Origin of the sequence: Humibacter sp. (genome assembly GCF_051954055.1) — a bacterium.
In the GTDB taxonomy this organism is placed as follows: Bacteria; Actinomycetota; Actinomycetes; order Actinomycetales; family Microbacteriaceae; genus Humibacter.
Genome location: NZ_JBQCIE010000045.1, coordinates 1 through 15,719, shown reverse-complemented (window position 1 = coordinate 15,719; position 15,719 = coordinate 1). Strand labels below are relative to the sequence as shown.

General features: G+C 69.3%; 18 protein-coding genes. 9 read left to right on the top strand and 9 right to left on the bottom strand.

Annotated features, from left to right (window positions below):
* A partial coding sequence (locus ACTHNC_RS05910; RefSeq protein ID WP_440293673.1) for a 3-hydroxyacyl-CoA dehydrogenase family protein occupies positions 1 to 333 on the top strand: 333 nt, incomplete at its 5' end.
* Here the strand turns inward: ACTHNC_RS05910 and ACTHNC_RS05905 are convergent.
* Entirely contained in the window at positions 311 to 721 is a 411-nt protein-coding gene (locus ACTHNC_RS05905; RefSeq protein ID WP_440293672.1) for a PaaI family thioesterase, read from the bottom strand. The genes ACTHNC_RS05910 and ACTHNC_RS05905 overlap by 23 nt on opposite strands.
* Before the next feature lie 66 nt (positions 722 to 787).
* Between ACTHNC_RS05905 and paaZ the strand changes: the two genes are divergently transcribed.
* A complete protein-coding gene (gene paaZ, locus ACTHNC_RS05900; protein ID WP_440293671.1) occupies positions 788 to 2,863 on the top strand; it encodes a phenylacetic acid degradation bifunctional protein PaaZ in 2,076 nt (691 codons plus the stop codon).
* Between the two features lie 113 nt (positions 2,864 to 2,976).
* Here the strand turns inward: paaZ and ACTHNC_RS05895 are convergent, their stop codons facing one another.
* The 4 genes from ACTHNC_RS05895 to paaI form a co-directional block, all read right to left on the bottom strand.
* On the bottom strand, positions 2,977 to 3,456 hold the full coding sequence (locus ACTHNC_RS05895) for a GNAT family N-acetyltransferase (protein ID WP_440293674.1): 480 nt from the start codon (positions 3,454 to 3,456) through the stop codon (positions 2,977 to 2,979).
* Between the two features lie 103 nt (positions 3,457 to 3,559).
* The gene (locus ACTHNC_RS05890) at positions 3,560 to 4,165 is read right to left on the bottom strand and encodes a TetR/AcrR family transcriptional regulator (RefSeq protein WP_440293670.1); all 606 of its coding nucleotides are present in this window, start codon (positions 4,163 to 4,165) and stop codon (positions 3,560 to 3,562) included.
* 25 nt (positions 4,166 to 4,190) lie between these two features.
* A complete protein-coding gene (gene paaK / locus ACTHNC_RS05885; RefSeq protein ID WP_440293669.1) occupies positions 4,191 to 5,513 on the bottom strand; it encodes a phenylacetate--CoA ligase PaaK in 1,323 nt (440 codons plus the stop codon).
* A 158-nt stretch (positions 5,514 to 5,671) separates the two neighbouring features.
* On the bottom strand, positions 5,672 to 6,073 hold the full coding sequence (paaI, locus tag ACTHNC_RS05880) for a hydroxyphenylacetyl-CoA thioesterase PaaI (protein ID WP_440293668.1): 402 nt from the start codon (positions 6,071 to 6,073) through the stop codon (positions 5,672 to 5,674).
* A 69-nt stretch (positions 6,074 to 6,142) separates the two neighbouring features.
* On the opposite strand from paaI, the gene paaA reads away from it, so the two are divergent.
* From paaA to ACTHNC_RS05845, 7 genes are all read left to right on the top strand, one after another.
* Positions 6,143 to 7,129: a 1,2-phenylacetyl-CoA epoxidase subunit PaaA gene (gene paaA, locus ACTHNC_RS05875; protein WP_440293667.1), complete on the top strand. Its 987-nt coding sequence runs from the start codon at positions 6,143 to 6,145 to the stop codon at positions 7,127 to 7,129.
* The gene (paaB, locus tag ACTHNC_RS05870; protein ID WP_440293666.1) at positions 7,129 to 7,467 is read left to right on the top strand and encodes a 1,2-phenylacetyl-CoA epoxidase subunit PaaB; all 339 of its coding nucleotides are present in this window, start codon (positions 7,129 to 7,131) and stop codon (positions 7,465 to 7,467) included. Before paaA ends, paaB begins: the two co-directional genes overlap by 1 nt.
* Positions 7,464 to 8,285 (top strand): 1,2-phenylacetyl-CoA epoxidase subunit PaaC, encoded by an 822-nt coding sequence (gene paaC, locus ACTHNC_RS05865; RefSeq protein WP_440293665.1) that lies wholly within the window; start codon positions 7,464 to 7,466, stop codon positions 8,283 to 8,285. Before paaB ends, paaC begins: the two co-directional genes overlap by 4 nt.
* Entirely contained in the window at positions 8,279 to 8,782 is a 504-nt protein-coding gene (gene paaD, locus ACTHNC_RS05860) for a 1,2-phenylacetyl-CoA epoxidase subunit PaaD (protein WP_440293664.1), read from the top strand. Before paaC ends, paaD begins: the two co-directional genes overlap by 7 nt.
* Positions 8,782 to 9,948 (top strand): 1,2-phenylacetyl-CoA epoxidase subunit PaaE, encoded by a 1,167-nt coding sequence (gene paaE / locus ACTHNC_RS05855; protein ID WP_440293663.1) that lies wholly within the window; start codon positions 8,782 to 8,784, stop codon positions 9,946 to 9,948. The genes paaD and paaE overlap by 1 nt, the downstream gene beginning before the upstream one ends.
* Positions 9,949 to 9,964: 16 nt before the next feature.
* A complete protein-coding gene (locus ACTHNC_RS05850) occupies positions 9,965 to 10,729 on the top strand; it encodes an enoyl-CoA hydratase/isomerase family protein (protein ID WP_440293662.1) in 765 nt (254 codons plus the stop codon).
* Between the two features lie 139 nt (positions 10,730 to 10,868).
* Positions 10,869 to 11,477, top strand: a complete 609-nt coding sequence (locus tag ACTHNC_RS05845; RefSeq protein WP_440293661.1) for a VIT1/CCC1 transporter family protein — start codon at positions 10,869 to 10,871, stop codon at positions 11,475 to 11,477.
* A 24-nt stretch (positions 11,478 to 11,501) separates the two neighbouring features.
* Here the strand turns inward: ACTHNC_RS05845 and ACTHNC_RS05840 are convergent, their stop codons facing one another.
* The 4 genes from ACTHNC_RS05840 to ACTHNC_RS05825 all read right to left on the bottom strand — a co-directional run.
* Positions 11,502 to 12,317 carry an LLM class flavin-dependent oxidoreductase gene (locus ACTHNC_RS05840; protein ID WP_440293660.1) on the bottom strand — a complete coding sequence of 272 codons (816 nt, stop codon included), beginning with the start codon at positions 12,315 to 12,317 and terminating at the stop codon, positions 11,502 to 11,504.
* Positions 12,318 to 12,402: 85 nt separating this feature from the next.
* Positions 12,403 to 13,785, bottom strand: coding sequence for a dihydrolipoamide acetyltransferase family protein (locus tag ACTHNC_RS05835; RefSeq protein ID WP_440293659.1), 1,383 nt, complete (start codon positions 13,783 to 13,785; stop codon positions 12,403 to 12,405).
* Positions 13,786 to 13,790: 5 nt separating this feature from the next.
* Complete coding sequence (locus ACTHNC_RS05830; protein ID WP_440293658.1) at positions 13,791 to 14,813, bottom strand: alpha-ketoacid dehydrogenase subunit beta; 1,023 nt, start codon at positions 14,811 to 14,813, stop codon at positions 13,791 to 13,793.
* Positions 14,810 to 15,719: thiamine pyrophosphate-dependent enzyme (locus ACTHNC_RS05825; RefSeq protein WP_440293657.1), on the bottom strand; the 910-nt coding region annotated here is incomplete at its 5' end. The genes ACTHNC_RS05830 and ACTHNC_RS05825, both read right to left, overlap by 4 nt.

The following is a 15,719-nucleotide window of genomic DNA, read 5'->3' as shown; positions in this document are numbered from 1 at the left end:
TCGCGCCTCGGCGTGCTGCTCGGGCTCGAGGCGATCCGAATGGTGGAGGACGGCGTCGCGACGCCCGAGGACATCGATACGGCGATGACCCTCGGCTACAAGCATCCGGTCGGCCCGCTCCGGCTCACCGACATCGTCGGGCTGGATGTGCGCCTCGACATCGCCGAGTATCTCGCGCGCGAGCTCGGCCCGCGATTCGAGCCGCCAGAGCTGTTGCGGCGCATGGTCGCCGAGGGCTTGCTCGGGCGGAAGTCGGGCCGCGGCTTCTACGACTGGACCGAGGGCGACGCCCCTTCGGCCCCCGACGCCCCTACCGCTCCGGGGCGTCGATGATGAGGTTGGTGATACGCGCCGTGCAGAGCCGGTTGCCCTCCTCGTCGGTCACGACGACCTCGTGCGAAGTGACTGTGCGGCCGAGCCGGATCGCGGTCGCGACGCCCGTCACGAGGCCCGAGCGCGCCGACCGGTGGTGGGTCGCGTTGATGTCGACGCCGACCGCGCTCCGCCCCGGACCCGCGTGGATGACGGCCGCCCACGATCCGAGCGCCTCGGCGAACGCCACGGATGCTCCTCCGTGCAGCAGCCCGAACGACTGCCGGTTGCCCTCGACCGGCATGGTCGCGACGACGCGCTGCGCCGACTGCTCGAGGATCTCGACGCCCATCTTCTCGTCGAGTTCGCCGAGCGCGATGCGCCACGTGCCGTCGTCTTCCGCCGCCATGGCGCACCTCGATTCATCCCAGACCGAACGTTCGGCAGGGTATCAGCCGACAGCAGGAGGCACACGATGACCGACATACTGCCCAGCTACGTGCAGGGAGCGTGGTGGACGCCCGACGACGTCAGCGACGCCGTCGACGTGCGCGACGCATCCACCGGCGAGGTGGTGACCCGCATCAGCACGAACGGACTCGACTTCGCGGGCGCGCTGGAGTACGCGCGCACCGTGGGGCAGGCATCCCTGGGCCGGCTCACGTTCCACCAGCGTGCACTGCTGCTCAAGCAGTTCGCGCAGGCGCTCACCGAGCGCAAGGACGAGCTGTACGAGCTCTCGGCGCGCGGCGGAACGACGAAGACGGATGCCATGGTCGACATCGACGGCGGCATCGGCGTGCTCTTCACCTACTCGTCGAAGGGGCAGCGCGAGCTGCCGAACACGCAGGTCGTGGTCGACGGACCGGCGGAGCGGCTCTCGAAGGACGGCACATTCCTCGGCCGGCATGTGTATAGCAGGCTGCCGGGCGTCGCGGTGCAGATCAACGCGTTCAACTTTCCGGTGTGGGGTTCGCTGGAGAAGTTCGCGCCGGCATTCCTGGCCGGCGTGCCCACGCTCGTGAAGCCGGCGACACCGACCGGATACCTCGCCGAGGCATACGTGCGCGTCCTCGTCGACTCAGGGCTGCTGCCCGAGGGCACGCTGCAGCTCGTCTCCGGCAGCGTCCCGGGACTGCTCGACGCTCTCCGGCTCGGCGACCTCGTGTCGTTCACAGGCTCCGCCTCGACAGCCGAACGGCTGAAAGGCCATGAGTCCGTTCGTACCGGCGGGGTGCGATTCACGAGCGAGACCGACTCGATCAACGCCTCCGTGCTGGGCAAGGATGCTGCACCCGGCACGCCCGAGTTCGACGCGTTCGTGAAGAGCGTCGTCACCGAGCTGACGGTGAAGGCCGGTCAGAAGTGCACGGCGATCCGCCGCGTCATCGTGCCGGAGCGGATGCGTGGAGCGGTCATGGCGGCGATCGGTGACAGGATCGCGCAGCGCGTCGTGATCGGGGACCCGCGCGCCGAGGGTGTCACCATGGGCCCGCTCGCCTCGCGTGAGCAGCGTGCCGAGGTGCTGCGGCAGGTGGGCCGTCTCGTCGACGCGGGCGGACGGATCGTGCTCGGATCCCTGGACGCGCCCGAGGTCGTGCACGCCGACGGCAGCCGATCTGCAGACCCTGATGGCGCCTTTGTGGCGCCCATCCTGCTCGAGTTCGAGGATCCGTGGACGGATGCCGTGCACCGCATCGAGGCGTTCGGTCCGGTCGCGAGCGTGCTCGGCTACGGCGAGACGGCGGACGCCATCGCCCTGGTCGCGGCCGGCCGCGGTTCCCTCGTGACGAGCGTCGCATCCCACGACGCCAACGAGGTCGTCGACCTCGTCTCCGGCATCGCCGCCTACAACGGCCGCGTGCTCGTGCTCGACCGCGACGACGCACGTACGTCGACCGGCCACGGATCCCCGGTGCCGCACCTCGTGCACGGCGGCCCCGGTCGCGCGGGAGGCGGCGAGGAGCTGGGCGGCATCCGTGCGGTACTGCACCACATGCAGCGCACGGCGATCCAGGGGTCGCCGGACATGCTGACGGCCATCACGGGGGAGTGGCACGCCGGAGCGGCGGCGGATGCCGGTGGCAGGCATCCGTTCCGCAAGCCGCTGTCCGAGCTGCGGATCGGCGACCGGGTCACATCACAGCCGCGCGAGGTGACGCTCGACGACATCGAGCACTTCGCCGAGTTCACCGGCGACACGTTCTACGCGCACATGGACGAGGAGGCGGCATCCGCCAATCCGTTCTTCCCTGGGCGGGTGGCGCACGGGTATCTCCTGGTCTCGTTCGCGGCTGGGCTCTTCGTCGACCCCGATCCGGGCCCTGTTCTGGCCAACTACGGTTTGGAGAACCTGCGATTCCTCACGCCGGTCTCGCCGGGGGACAGCATCCGCGTCGACCTGACGGCGAAGCAGATCACGCCTCGCGAGACGGACGACTACGGCGAGGTTCGCTGGGACGCCGTGCTCACCAACCAGCGCGACGAGGTCGTCGCCACCTACGACGTGCTGACCCTGGTCGCGAAGGAGTGGGCCCCTACCGTCGGTTGAGTATCGGGGCTTCGCGCCTCAACGGCTCACTCGGCTCGGTTGAGCGAGCAAGCTCGCTCAACGCTCACCTCAATCGCCATTAGCCGCGGAGCGGCGTATCGAAACCTGCGGGATTACGGTCGGGGCAGCTCGCGCTCGTAGAACACCTGCGTCTCCGACCGGTTGACCTCGGTCATCCCGGCCTTGAGGAGCACGCGCTGGGACGCGAGGTCGAGATCGGTGACGGCCGCAGCACTTCGCGCTCCGGCGGTCGCCGCGAAGTCGAGCGCTGCCAGGACGGCCTCGGTGGCGAGGCCTCGACCGCGAGCGGCAGCCACGAGCCCGTATCCGAACTCGATCCGTCCGTTCTCGTCCGGTGGCCCGAAGAAGCCGAGTCCGCCGATCGCGAGGCCGTCGGACCGCAGCCGGATCAGGTAGATCGTGAAGATCGGATCCGGATGGGCTGACGACGCGAGGGAGCGGAGCGGAACGAGTTCGTCCGCCATTGGATACTCCGGATGCCAGGCATCCGTCGGCTCCCGACGGCCCGCGACGATGCGTGCCGCGAGCTCCGGCGAGATCGGCTCGAGCCGGAGTCGCGGAGTCGCGATCATCACGAGGTCAGCATCCCGCTACGACCACGGCACCGAATTGTGGACGCGAGATGCCTCTGAAACCGGGCGGCACGACGCGTCCACCATTTGCGGGATGCCCGGCCTAGGCGCCGGGGCGGGCGACGCGCAGGCCGTCGAGTGCGACCGTGAGCACGTCGTCGGCGAGCTGCTCGGCGCTCTCCGGGCCGCCCGGGCGGTACCACTCGACGATCGAGTTGATCATGCCGAACAGCAGGCGGGTCGCGATGCCGGGGTCGATGTCTGCACGCAGGGAGCCCTCGTCGCGGGCATCCTTCACGAGGGCGGCAACCGAGCGGTCGAAGGCCCGGCGGCGAGCGAGTGCGGTGCGCTCGACCTCGGTGTTGCCGCGCACCCGCAGCAGCAGGGTGACGTACGGCAGCCGCTCGACGAGCACGAGCACCGCACCGCGCAGCACGTGAGCAAGGCGGTCTGCGGCCGCACCGGTGCGCGCCCCGTCTTCGAGCAGCACGCCCTCGAGGCCGTCGAGCGCCTCGTTCAGGGCGAGCTCGAGAAGTTCGTCCTTGGATGCCACGTGGTGATAGATCGCGGACTTCGACAGTCCCAGCCGCTCGGCCAGCACCCCGATCGAGGTTGCGTCGTAGCCGAACTCGTTGAAGGCCTTCACCGCCACCTCGAGCACACCGCGCTGGTCGTAGCCCGGCCTGCCGCGCCGCGTCGTCTCAGTCATCGCACCCCAGTCTGGCAGCCGCGAGCTACCGGAGGTCGTACACCCTCTTGTACTTGCCCTCGCTGCGCGGCAGCGTTCCGGGCTCCTCCAGCTTGATCTCCACCGTGGAGCCGAGCCGGCTCTTGATCCGCTCAGCCAGCACCACGGCTGCCGCCTCGCAGGTCTCACGCGGAAGGGTCGGGTGGCGTTCGATGCGCACGGTCATGGCATCCATCGCTCCGGCCTTCGTCAGCTCGAGCACGAAGTGCGGGGTCAGCGTCTCGATGCCGAGCACGAGCTCCTCGATCTGCGTCGGGAACAGGTTCACGCCGCGCAAGATGATCATGTCGTCGTTACGTCCGGTGATGCGCTCCATGCGTCGCATCGCCGGCCTCGCCGTGCCGGGCAGCAGCCGCGTGAGGTCGCGGGTGCGATAGCGAAGCACCGGGAACGCCTCCTTGGTGAGCGAGGTGAACACGAGCTCTCCGGTCTCGCCGTCGGGCAGCGGCTCGCCGTTCTCGTCGATCACCTCCGGAAGGAAGTGGTCCTCCCAGATGTGCGGGCCATCCTTCGTCTCCACGCACTCGTTCGCGACGCCCGGTCCCATCACCTCGCTGAGCCCGTAGATGTCGACGGCGTCCAGGTTCATGCGCTGCTCGATCGTGCGGCGCAGCTCGTTCGTCCACGGCTCAGCACCGAGGATCGCCACCCTCAGGCGCGTGGAGCGCGGGTCGATGCCCGCGTGCTCCATGGCATCCGCGATCGTGAGCAGGTAGCTCGGGGTGCACATGATGGCGTCCGGCTCGAAGTCCGTGATGAGCTGCACTTGTCTCGCGGTCTGTCCGCCAGAGACCGGGATGACCGTGGCGCCGAGCCTTTCGATGCCCGCGTGCGCGCCGAGCCCGCCGGTGAAGAGGCCATAGCCGTACGCGTTGTGCACCTTCATGCCCGGTCGCACACCGGAGGCCCGCAGCGACCGCGCCACCAGCTCGCCCCAGCGCTCCAGGTCGCCGAGCGTGTAGCCGACGACGGTCGGGCGCCCCGTCGTGCCACTGGATGCGTGGATGCGCGCCACCTTCGACATCGGCACCGCGAACATGCCGAACGGGTACGTCTCGCGCAGGTCCGCCTTCGTCGTGAGCGGCAGCAGCCGCACGTCGTCGAGCGAGTGGATGTCCGCGGGCGCGACGCCCGCCTCGTCCAGCTTTCGTCGGTACAGCGGCACGTTGTCGTAGGCATGCCGCACCGTCCACTGCAGCCGCTCGAGCTGCAGGGCGCGCAGGTCGTCGACGCTCAGCCGCTCGGCCGGATCGAGGGATTCCGGGTCGGCCGGCGCCATCCGCAGCGCCGCGGTCTGTGTCGTCGTCATCGACGGCCTCCTCTTGTGCAATTCGGGGCCGCGCTCGCGGCCGGATGTTCGTAGATCAGGTAAGTGGACGGTTGGCCCGCATATAGCGGCCGAGGTCCCGCTGGTCCTGAACTGCGCACCTCACGAACCCGCCTGCTGTCACGAACACGCTCGTTCCTTCAGGTGGCGGGTGCCGGACGCCGGGTGGTGACGGAGCGGCCGCGGAACTCCGCGACGGGATCGCCCGTGTCGTCGACGATGCTCACGTCGTACAGCCCGGTGCGGCCGCTGCGCACCACACGGCGTGCGGTCGCCGTGAGCACCGCTCCGGTGGTCGTCGACTTGAGGAACGTGATGTCAGCGCCGGCCGCGACCGTGACGTCGTCGTCCTCGTTGCAGGCGATCGCGAACGCCGTGTCCGCGAGTGCGAACACAAGCCCGCCGTGGATGATGTCGAATCCGTTGAGCATGTCGTCGCGCACGGGCATCCTCACCACCGCGTAACCCGCTTCGTCGGTGATGACCTCGATGCCGAGGGCCGCCGACGCCCTGTCACGCTGCATCATCGTCTGACTGCTCATGTCGCTCCTCATCGAACGTGTGTTGATATACTAACTGAACGTTCGGTAAGTATAGAAGCGGAGACGACGATGTCCACGACGCAGCAGGCGGATGCCGCGGCCGAGCCGTCCGCCGAGGAGCTGGCCTTCCAGCGGCTGATCGACGAAGACTCCCGAGTCGAGCCGACCGACTGGATGCCCGAGGCGTACCGCAAGACGCTCATCCGCCAGATGTCCCAGCACGCGCACTCCGAGATCATCGGCATGCAGCCGGAGGGCAACTGGATCACGCGGGCGCCGAGCCTGAAGCGCAAGGCGATCCTGATGGCGAAGGTGCAGGACGAGGCGGGCCATGGCCTGTACCTCTATTCCGCGACGCAGACGCTCGGCATCGATCGCGACACCATGTACGAGCAGCTGCTCACCGGCAAGGCGAAGTACTCCTCGATCTTCAACTACACGACGCCCACCTGGGCCGACATGGGCTCCATCGGATGGCTCGTCGACGGCGCAGCGATCTGCAACCAGGTGCCGCTGTGCCGCTGCTCGTACGCGCCGTACGGCCGCGCGATGGTGCGCATCTGCAAGGAGGAGTCGTTCCACCAGCGGCAGGGATTCGAGATCCTGCTTACGCTCATGCGCGGCACGCCCGAGCAGCAGCGGATGGCGCAGGAGTCCGTGAACCGCTGGTACGCCCCCGCGCTCATGATGTTCGGACCGACGGATGCCGAGTCCCCCAACTCCCAGCGCAGCATGGCGTGGAAGATCAAGCGGTTCAGCAACGACGACCTGCGACAGCGGTTCGTGGACATGATCGTTCCCCAGGCCGAGGTGCTCGGCGTGACGCTGCCCGACCCCGACCTGAAGTGGAACGAGGAGCGCGGGCACTACGACTTCGGCGAGCTGGACTGGGACGAGTTCTACGCCGTGCTCGCGGGGCACGGCCAGGCGAACACGGTTCGGCTGGCCAACCGTCGTGCCGCGCACGAGGAGGGCGCCTGGGTGCGCGAGGCGGCGCGGGCGTACGCCGAGCGCGAGGACGCCGACCGGTCCGCTGCTCTGGAGAGGATCGCCTGATGGGTGCGCCCGATTCGGACGCCGGCGCCGCCGACCGCGACCGCGGCAAGGCCAACAGAGAGACGTGGCCGCTCTGGGAGGTGTTCATCCGCTCCTCCCGCGGGCTGTCGCACGTGCACGCCGGGTCGCTGCACGCGCCCGATGCCGTGATGGCGGTGCGCAACGCCCGCGACCTCTACACCCGCCGCGGTGAGGGCGTCTCGGTCTGGGTCGTGCCGTCGAGTGCGATCACGGCATCCGATGTGGATGCCCGTGGCGCGTTCTTCGAGTCCGCCGAGGGCAAGGAGTTCCGGCACGCGACGTACTACACCGCCTCCGAAGGGGTGCCGCACCTGTGAGGCACACGAAGCGCGCCATCTCCACCGCCGTCTCGGCCGAGACGATCGAGCGGGAGCTCGCCGACGGCCTTCAGCGGCCGGGCGACGAGGTCGCGCGGTACGCGCTCGGGCTCGGCGACGACGCGCTCATCCTGGCGCAGCGCTTGGGGGAGTGGATCGCGCATGCCCCCGAGCTCGAGGAGGACGTCGCTCTGGCGAACATCGGCCTCGACGTGCTCGGTCACGCGCGCTCGTTCCTCACCTACGCGGGCTCCGCGTGGAACAAGAGCGAGGACGACCTGGCGTACTTCCGCGACGAGCCGGAATTCCGCAACCATCAGCTGTTCGAGCGCCCGAACGGCGACTTCGCCCACACCGTCGCGAGGCAGCTCATCGCCTCCGTCTACTTCGATGCGTTGTATGCGCGGCTGCAGGCATCCACCGACCCGACGCTCGCGGCCATCGCAGCGAAGGCCGCGAAGGAGGTCGACTACCACCTCGACCACAGCGTGCAGTGGACCAGGCGTCTCGGCCTCGGCACCGACGTCTCGCACGAGCGCATGCAGGCGGGTCTGGATGCCATGTGGCCGTTCGTCGACGAGCTCTTCCGGCCCGACCAGGCCGCGACTGCGCTCGACGGCGTCGCGGTGGCACCCGAGATACTGCGCGACGCTTTCGACCGCACCGTGCCCGCGGTGATCGCGGAGTCCGGACTCCAGGTGCCGGACGTGCCGGCGGCCGGCGGTGGCGGGCGACGCGGCGTGCACACCGAGACGTTCGGGCACCTGCTGGCGGAGATGCAGGTGCTCGCCAGGCAGCATCCGGGGGCGACATGGTGAGTGTGACCACGCAGGAGCGCCGAGTGTGGGCGCTCGCCGCAGAGGTCTGCGACCCGGAGGTGCCCGTGCTCACGATCGAGGACCTCGGCGTGCTGCGCTCCGTGCACGTCGCGGGCGAGGGCGAGGATGCGACGGTGCGGGTCGAGATCACGCCGACGTATTCCGGGTGTCCGGCCGTCGACGCGATGCGCGACGACATCATAACGACGCTCACGGATGCCGGCTACCGGCACGTCGAGGTGCGCACCGTGCTCGCTCCCGCGTGGACGACGGACTGGATGAGCGAGAGCGGCAAGGCAAAGCTCGAGGCGTTCGGCATCGCCCCGCCAGCGCCGCGCGAACGCGGCGGACGCGTGGGTCTGGGGCTCGGCATCCGCTGCCCGCACTGCGGTTCGCTGCACACCCGCGAGCTCTCGCACTTCGGCTCCACCTCGTGCAAGGCGCTGTACCTGTGCCAGAAGTGCGGAGAGCCGTTCGACCACTTCAAGGCGCACTGATGCGCGCCGCCCCCGAAACCCCTGCCGCATCGTCGCCGCTGCCGTCGCAGTCGAAGCGCCGCGGAGCGTTCCACACGCTCACCGTGTCCGCGGTGCGACAGCTGACGCCGGATGCCATCGAGGTCGTGTTCGCGGTGCCGACCGAGCTGGCGCACGCGTACGACTATGAGCCGGGGCAGTACATCGCGATCCGCACGAAGATCGACGGGGACGTGCTGCGCCGCAGCTTCTCGATCTGCCAGGCACCCGCGTCCGGCGAACCGACCGGTGAGCTGAAGGTGGGCATCAAACGGGACCTTGGCGGGGTGTTCTCCACCTGGGCGCTGGAGAACCTCCACGCCGGCATGACGCTCGAGGTGATGAGCCCTGAGGGGCGGTTCACGTCGCGGGTGACGTCCGAGCCGGGCGCCGCCGGCGCTGTGCACTGTGCGGCGATCGCCGCCGGAAGCGGCATCACGCCGGTGATCGCCCTGGCTCAGAGTGTGCTCGCGGCGTCGCCGACGACCCGGTTCTCGCTCGTGTACTCGAACCGAACCGCGATGGACACCATGTTCGTCGACGAGCTCGCCGACCTGAAGGACCGGTACCCGTCGAGGCTCGCGCTGTACCACGTACTCACGCGCGAGCGACGCAGTTCCGAACTGCTGAGCGGGCGCCTGGATGCGGGCAAGCTGAACCGCATCCTCGACGACCTGGTGCCGGTCGACGACGTGGACGAGTGGTTCCTCTGCGGACCGTTCGAGCTGGTGCAGCTGTGCCGCGACGCGCTCGGGGCGCGCGGGGTGCCGGCCGATCGCATCCGCTACGAACTGTTCACGACCGGCGAGCCGGGCAGCCCGACGCCGCAGCGCGGAAGACCGATCGTGGTCGAACCCGGCGAGAAGACGTGCACGATCTCCTTCCGGCTCGACGGCACGACCTCGACCGTGACGAGCGCGGAGCACTCGCAGGAGAGCATCCTGAACGCTGCGCTGCGGGTGCGGGGCGACGTGCCGTTCGCGTGTGCCGGCGGCGTGTGCGGCACCTGCCGCGCGGTGCTGCGCGAGGGCACGGTCGACATGGTCGAGAACTACGCGCTCGAGCAGGAGGAGCTGGATCGCGGCTACGTTCTCACCTGTCAGTCGATCCCGACGAGCGAAAAGGTCATGGTCGACTACGACGCCTGAACAAGGAAGGAACGCCATGTCGGTACGCGTGGAACGCAGCGGTGACGTCACCGAGGTCGTGCTCGACTGGCCGCAGAAGCTCAATTCGCTCGACCTCGACGGGCTCGACGAACTGGATGTCGCACTCGAGTCAGCAGAAGGCGCGCGGGCACTCGTGCTGCGCGGTGAGGGCAGAGCGTTCTGCGCCGGACGCGACGTGTCGCAGGTGGATCCGGCGACGGATGACGCGCGCGGCTACCTCGACCGGCTCACCGCGCTGCTGCACAGGCTGAGCGAGTTCCCCGCGCCGACGTTCGGCGTGGCGACGGGCGCCTGTCTGGGTGTCGGGCTCGGCCTGCTCGTGGCGTGCGACGTCGTCTACGTCGCGGACTCCGCGAAGATCGGGTCCCCGTTCGCCGGCCTCGGCGCCGCGCTCGACTCCGGCGGCCACGCGCTGTTCGTCGAGCGGCTCGGCACACACCGCACACTCGACCTCATCTACACGGACGATCTGATGAGCGGAGCGGATGCCGTAGCATCCGGCGCGTTCAGCCGCGTTGTCCCGGCGGACGACGTACTCGAGTTCACGCGCGAGAAGGCTGCGGCCGTGGCGGCCGGGCCGACCGCGGCGTTCCTCGCGGAGAAGCGCCTCGTCGCCCGGATCCGGGACGAACGGATCGGCCTGTGGGAATCGATCGCCGACGAGACGGATGCCCAGGTCGGGCTGTCGTCGACCGCGGACTACGCGGAGGGCTTCGCCGCCTTCCGAGAGAAGCGCCGCCCGCAGTTCACCGGCCGCTGAGTGACGGTGACGTTGGGGCCCACGGCGCGCCGGCGGCTGCAAGATAGGCAAGGCTATCCATACAAATGCCTGGTGACGCGCAATTTAGGGTTGCCTCTCCTGCGTGGAAATCCGCGATTCAGTCTGCTGTTATTGCAGCATGACCGAACTGATGGACTCGTTGCATTCAGTCGACCTTCGTGCTCCGGAGGCGGATGCTTCTGAGAAGCTGGGCGCGAAGATCAACGTGCTCAGGGCTGGCGTGCTGGGTGCGAATGACGGTGTGATCTCCGTGGCCGCGGTCAGTGTCGGCGTAGCGGCTGCAACCACGAACGTAGGGGTCATCGCAGCAGCCGGGTTCGCCGCTCTCATCGGTGGGGCACTGTCGATGGCGATCGGCGAGTACGTCTCCGTGAGCAGTCAGCGGGACGCTCTTCGGTTCCACAAGACGAACAGCTCCGTGGCGGCGGATGTCGACCCGGGCGCGGACGCGAACCCCTGGGCTGCCGCCTTCGCATCTGCGGTGTCCTTCCTCGTCGGCGGTATCCTGCCGCTGGCGGGTGCCACGCTCCTGCCTGGAGCGATCCGGATACCGCTCACCTTCGTCATCGTCTTCGCCGCGCTCTGCTTGTTCGGAGTCGTCAGCGCACGGGTGGGTGGCGGATCATCGTGGCGTGCCACGGTAAGGATGGTGGTCGGGGGCGCCATCGCTCTGCTCACGACATTCGCGGTTGGTGCGATCTTCCACACCTCCGGGATCGTGAGCTGATCCGGAAGCGTTTCTTTCCGGGGTTCAGCGGCCACTGAGCTCAGCGACGAGCGGTGCGAGCCGCTCAGAGAACTCGTCGGAGACCGTGATGAACGAGACGCCTGTCGTCTCGCGCAACCCGAGGAGGGCATCCGCGTCACGGGAGGTCTCGCCCGAGAGCAGGCCGACCGCCCCGGTGTCGCGCAACGCTTTCGATGTGGCTCCGGTGCTCCGCCGTGTCCACTCCGGTATGTCGTCGCCCACCCCTGAGATCTGCAGCGACAGCTCGATCGGTCGCCGGTGCTCGGGGGTGGATGCCCGCACCCGGTCCGCCGCGGCGGCGACATCGGCGATCGTCGCCGTGGGGGACAGCGGAAGCGCGACCGCATGAGCACTGCGGCCCGCGATGCGCAGCATCCGTGCACCGCCTGCCGCGAGAGTGATCGGGACGTCGTCGCCGAAGGCGGCCCGCACCGCGTCCACGGTCGCCTCGACTCGGTCGACACGCTCGCCGGGCGTTCCCCAGCGTCGGCCGAGGGCGGCGGCATCCTGCTCTCCCTGCGGGCGGCCCGCTCCGAGACCCAGCTCGAATCGTCCGTCGGAGAGTTCGACGATGGTGCGCGTCTCGCGCACGGTCTCGGCCGGAGTGCGCAGGGGCGAGTTGAGTACCCAGGTGCCGAGGTGAAGCGTCGAGGTAGCCGCCGCGGCGGCCGTGAGTGCGAGGAACGGCGACGGCGTGAACAGCGTGTCGGGAACGAGCAGGGCCGAGAATCCGAGCGTCTCTAGACGCCGGGCGGCTTCGTCCCAGGCGCGGGCGTCGCCGTGTGCACCGCTGACCGCGCCGAATCGGAAGGATGTCATGCCGCAAGCCTCCCGCTCGGCCCCGGTTCCCGCATCCGCCGTAGGGTGGCATCCGGGATGCTCCGCGGGGAGGACGTGACGACCCTCACAGCTCGGTCAGCGCGAGCAGCGGCTCCTGCATGCAGCGGGCGACGTACGTGATGAGGCCGGATGCCACGTCGCCGTCGCACACCCGGTGATCGAACACGAGCGAGAGCGTCGCCACCGTGCGCACCGCCAACTCGCCGTTCACGACCCACGGGCGCTCCATCAGCCGGCCGAGCCCGAGCATCGCCACCTCGGGGTGGTTGATGATGGGCGAAGATCCGTCCACACCGAGCGAGCCGTAGTTGTTCAGCGTGAACGTGCCGCCGGTCAGCATCGATGGTGCGTAGTCGCCGGCCTTCGCGTGCTCGGTGAGGGATGCTATGGCATCCCGCAGCTGGTTCAGCGTCATCGCTTGGGCATCGCGCACGACCGGCACCATGAGACCGCGGCCGGTCTGGGCGGCGAGACCGAGGTTCACCGCGGAGTGCTGCACGATCTCGCCCGCCGTCTCGTCGACGGAGGAGTTCAGCACGGGGAAACGGCGTAGCGCCGCCACGACGAAGCGCGCGACGAGCGCCGTGATGCTGTACCGCTCGCCGGTGCTCTCCGCCAGCCGCTCCTTGGCGCGCACCAGTTCGGTGGCGTCGACGTCGAGCCAGATCGTCGCATCCGGAATCGTCTGCCGCGAGTGTGTGAGGTGGTCGGCCACGATCTTGCGCACACCGACGATCGGGATGCGCAGGTCGGATGCCTGCCTGCCGCCGCGCGGTCCCGGCATGTTACGCGATCCGCCGGTAGCAGGCGAGGCCATCTGACGTGCCGCGATCTCCTTCTCGACGTCCTCCCGCATGACGAGGGAGCCGGGGCCGCTTCCGGTGAGCTGAGTCGCGTCGAAGCCGTTGTCGTGCGCCAGCTTGCGCACGATCGGGGAGACGACGGGCGAGCGGGTCGTCGTTCCGGTGTGCTGCCTGCGTCCGCGGCCGAACCGGCCACCGGTGGGACGCGCGAACGTGCGTGTCGACTCGCTCACGCCGTACCCCACGAGCACGGCGCCGGACGCACCAGAGTCGGCGCCGGCATCCGCTCGCAGCGCCGTGCCCGGCACCAGCTCCGCTGCCTCCGTCGATGAAGCCGCGGACGCCGTGTCCCCGGTGCCCTCCGTTGCCGATACGGGAGTCGCCGCGGCGACCGCGATCGTGACGAGCGGGTCATCCTTGTGCACGATGTCTCCGACCGCCGCATGCAGCCCCTCGACCCGGCCCGCAAACGGAGAGGGCAGCTCGGCGATGGACTTCGCCGACTCCACCTCCACGACCGGCTGGTCGACCGCGACGATGTCTCCCGGCTGCACCAGCCACGACACGATGGTCGCCTCGGTGAGGCCCTCGCCGAGGTCGGGCAGCAGGAAGCGTTCCGTGCGCGCATCCGCATTCTGCGCCATGCGGCTCACCACTCCCAGGTGTCGAGCGCCGCGAGCACGCGCTCCGCCGTCGGCAGGTAATACTCCTCGAGCTTCGGCGACGGGTATGGGATGTCGAATCCGGTGATGCGCAGAACCGGCGCGGCGAGGTGGAAGAAGTTGCGCTCCGTGACGCGCGCGGCGACCTCCGCGCCGTAGCCGCCGAACTGCGCCGCCTCGTGGATCACCGCCGCCCGCGACGTCTTGCGCGCGGACGCCCCGACCGTCTCGTCATCGAATGGCGACAGAGTGCGCAGGTCGATCACCTCGACCGAGAGGTCTTCGAGCTCGGCCAGCTCGGCGGCATCCAGAGCGGTCTTCACGGTCGGCCCGTACGCCATGAGCGTCACGTCGGTTCCGGTGCGGATGACCCTGGCCCGGTCGAGCGGGGCCTGCGGCCGCGAACGGTCGAGCGTCTCCTTCATCCAGTAGCGGCTCTTCGGCTCGAGGAACACGATCGGATCGTCGCTGGAGATCGCCTGGCGGAGCATCCAGTACGCGTCGGTCGGGTTCGACGGCGTGACGACGGTGAGGCCCGGCGTGTGCGTCCAATACGCCTCGGACGAGTCGGAGTGGTGCTCGACGCCGCCGATGCCGCCGGCGTACGGAATGCGGATCACGACGGGGAGCTGCACGCGCCCCTTCGTGCGGTTGCGCATCTTGGCCAGGTGCGACGTGATCTGCTCGAACGCCGGATAGCTGAACGCGTCGAACTGCAGCTCGACGACTGGTCGCATGCCGTTCATCGCCATGCCGATCGCAGTGCCCACGATGCCCGCTTCGGCCAGTGGCGAGTCCCACACGCGCGTCTCGCCGAACCGTGCGGCGAGGCCGTCTGTCACCCGGAAGACGCCGCCGAGGGGGCCGACATCCTCCCCGAACACGACGACGCTCGGGTCGTCGGCCAGTGCGTCGGCGAGTGCGGCGTTCAGTGCACTCGCGAGGGTGACGGATGCCGGTGCCTGCCTGGTCGCGCTCGCGGGGGCATCCGTGTGGTGTGCGATGGTCATGACCTGCTCCTCGTCTCGGCGGCGGATGCCAGGGGCGACCCGGATGCCGCCAGCTCGTCGGCCAGATACGCCCGCTGCTCCGCCAGCGACGCGCGCGGCGATGCGTACACGTGGTCGAACAGCTCGAGCGGATCCAGGTGCGGGGACTCGTTCATCGCGTCGCGGGTGGATGCCGCCAGCTGCTCCGCGGCATCCACGATCTCGCTGCGCAGCTCCTCGGTGAGCACGCCCTCGGTACTGAGGTACGACTCGAGGCGGCTGATCGGGTCGAGCACCCGCCACCGCTCGACCTCGTCGTCGGTGCGGTAGCGGGTGGGGTCGTCCGAGTTGGTGTGCGCCTCCATGCGGTAGGTGAGGCCCTCGATCATCGTGGGTCCTTCGCCGCGGCGGGCGCGTGCGAGGGCATCAGCCACCACGGCGTAGACGGCCGCGATGTCGTTACCGTCCACGAAATGGCCCGGCATGCCGTAGCCGATCGCCTTGTCCGCCAGGGTGCGGGCATGCGACTGCTTGGCGAACGGCACGCTGATCGCGTAGCCGTTGTTCTGGATGACGAACACCGTCGGCGTCTGCCACACCGCCGCGAAGTTGAACGCCTCGTGCGCGTCGCCCTCGCTCGTGGCGCCGTCGCCGAGAAATGTGAGCGTCGCCGTCGGCTCGTTCCGCAGCTTCGCCGCCATGGCGAAGCCGACCGCGTGCAGCGCCTGGGTCGCCAGCGGAGTGACCTGCGGAGCGACGTGGTGCGCCGCCGGATCGAAGGCCGAGTGCCAGTCGCCGCGGAAGAACGACAGCACCTGGGCCGGCTGCACGCCCCTGGTGAGCAGGGCGATCGAGTCGCGGTACGTCGGGAACAACCAGTCTGAGTCGGTCAGCGCCGCGGTCGCGCCGATCTCGCACGCCTCCTGG

Coding starts and splice junctions, on each gene's coding strand:
- ACTHNC_RS05850 (WP_440293662.1), top strand. CDS start 9,965: ATGTCGGTACGCGTGGAACGCAGCGGTGACGTCACCGAGGTCGTGCTC.
- paaA (WP_440293667.1), top strand. CDS start 6,143: ATGTCCACGACGCAGCAGGCGGATGCCGCGGCCGAGCCGTCCGCCGAG.
- ACTHNC_RS05895 (WP_440293674.1), bottom strand. CDS start 3,456: ATGATCGCGACTCCGCGACTCCGGCTCGAGCCGATCTCGCCGGAGCTC.
- paaD (WP_440293664.1), top strand. CDS start 8,279: ATGGTGAGTGTGACCACGCAGGAGCGCCGAGTGTGGGCGCTCGCCGCA.
- ACTHNC_RS05845 (WP_440293661.1), top strand. CDS start 10,869: ATGACCGAACTGATGGACTCGTTGCATTCAGTCGACCTTCGTGCTCCG.
- paaZ (WP_440293671.1), top strand. CDS start 788: ATGACCGACATACTGCCCAGCTACGTGCAGGGAGCGTGGTGGACGCCC.
- ACTHNC_RS05905 (WP_440293672.1), bottom strand. CDS start 721: ATGGCGGCGGAAGACGACGGCACGTGGCGCATCGCGCTCGGCGAACTC.
- ACTHNC_RS05835 (WP_440293659.1), bottom strand. CDS start 13,785: ATGGCGCAGAATGCGGATGCGCGCACGGAACGCTTCCTGCTGCCCGAC.
- ACTHNC_RS05840 (WP_440293660.1), bottom strand. CDS start 12,317: ATGACATCCTTCCGATTCGGCGCGGTCAGCGGTGCACACGGCGACGCC.
- paaI (WP_440293668.1), bottom strand. CDS start 6,073: ATGAGCAGTCAGACGATGATGCAGCGTGACAGGGCGTCGGCGGCCCTC.
- paaE (WP_440293663.1), top strand. CDS start 8,782: ATGCGCGCCGCCCCCGAAACCCCTGCCGCATCGTCGCCGCTGCCGTCG.
- ACTHNC_RS05830 (WP_440293658.1), bottom strand. CDS start 14,813: ATGACCATCGCACACCACACGGATGCCCCCGCGAGCGCGACCAGGCAG.
- paaB (WP_440293666.1), top strand. CDS start 7,129: ATGGGTGCGCCCGATTCGGACGCCGGCGCCGCCGACCGCGACCGCGGC.
- ACTHNC_RS05890 (WP_440293670.1), bottom strand. CDS start 4,165: ATGACTGAGACGACGCGGCGCGGCAGGCCGGGCTACGACCAGCGCGGT.
- paaK (WP_440293669.1), bottom strand. CDS start 5,513: ATGACGACGACACAGACCGCGGCGCTGCGGATGGCGCCGGCCGACCCG.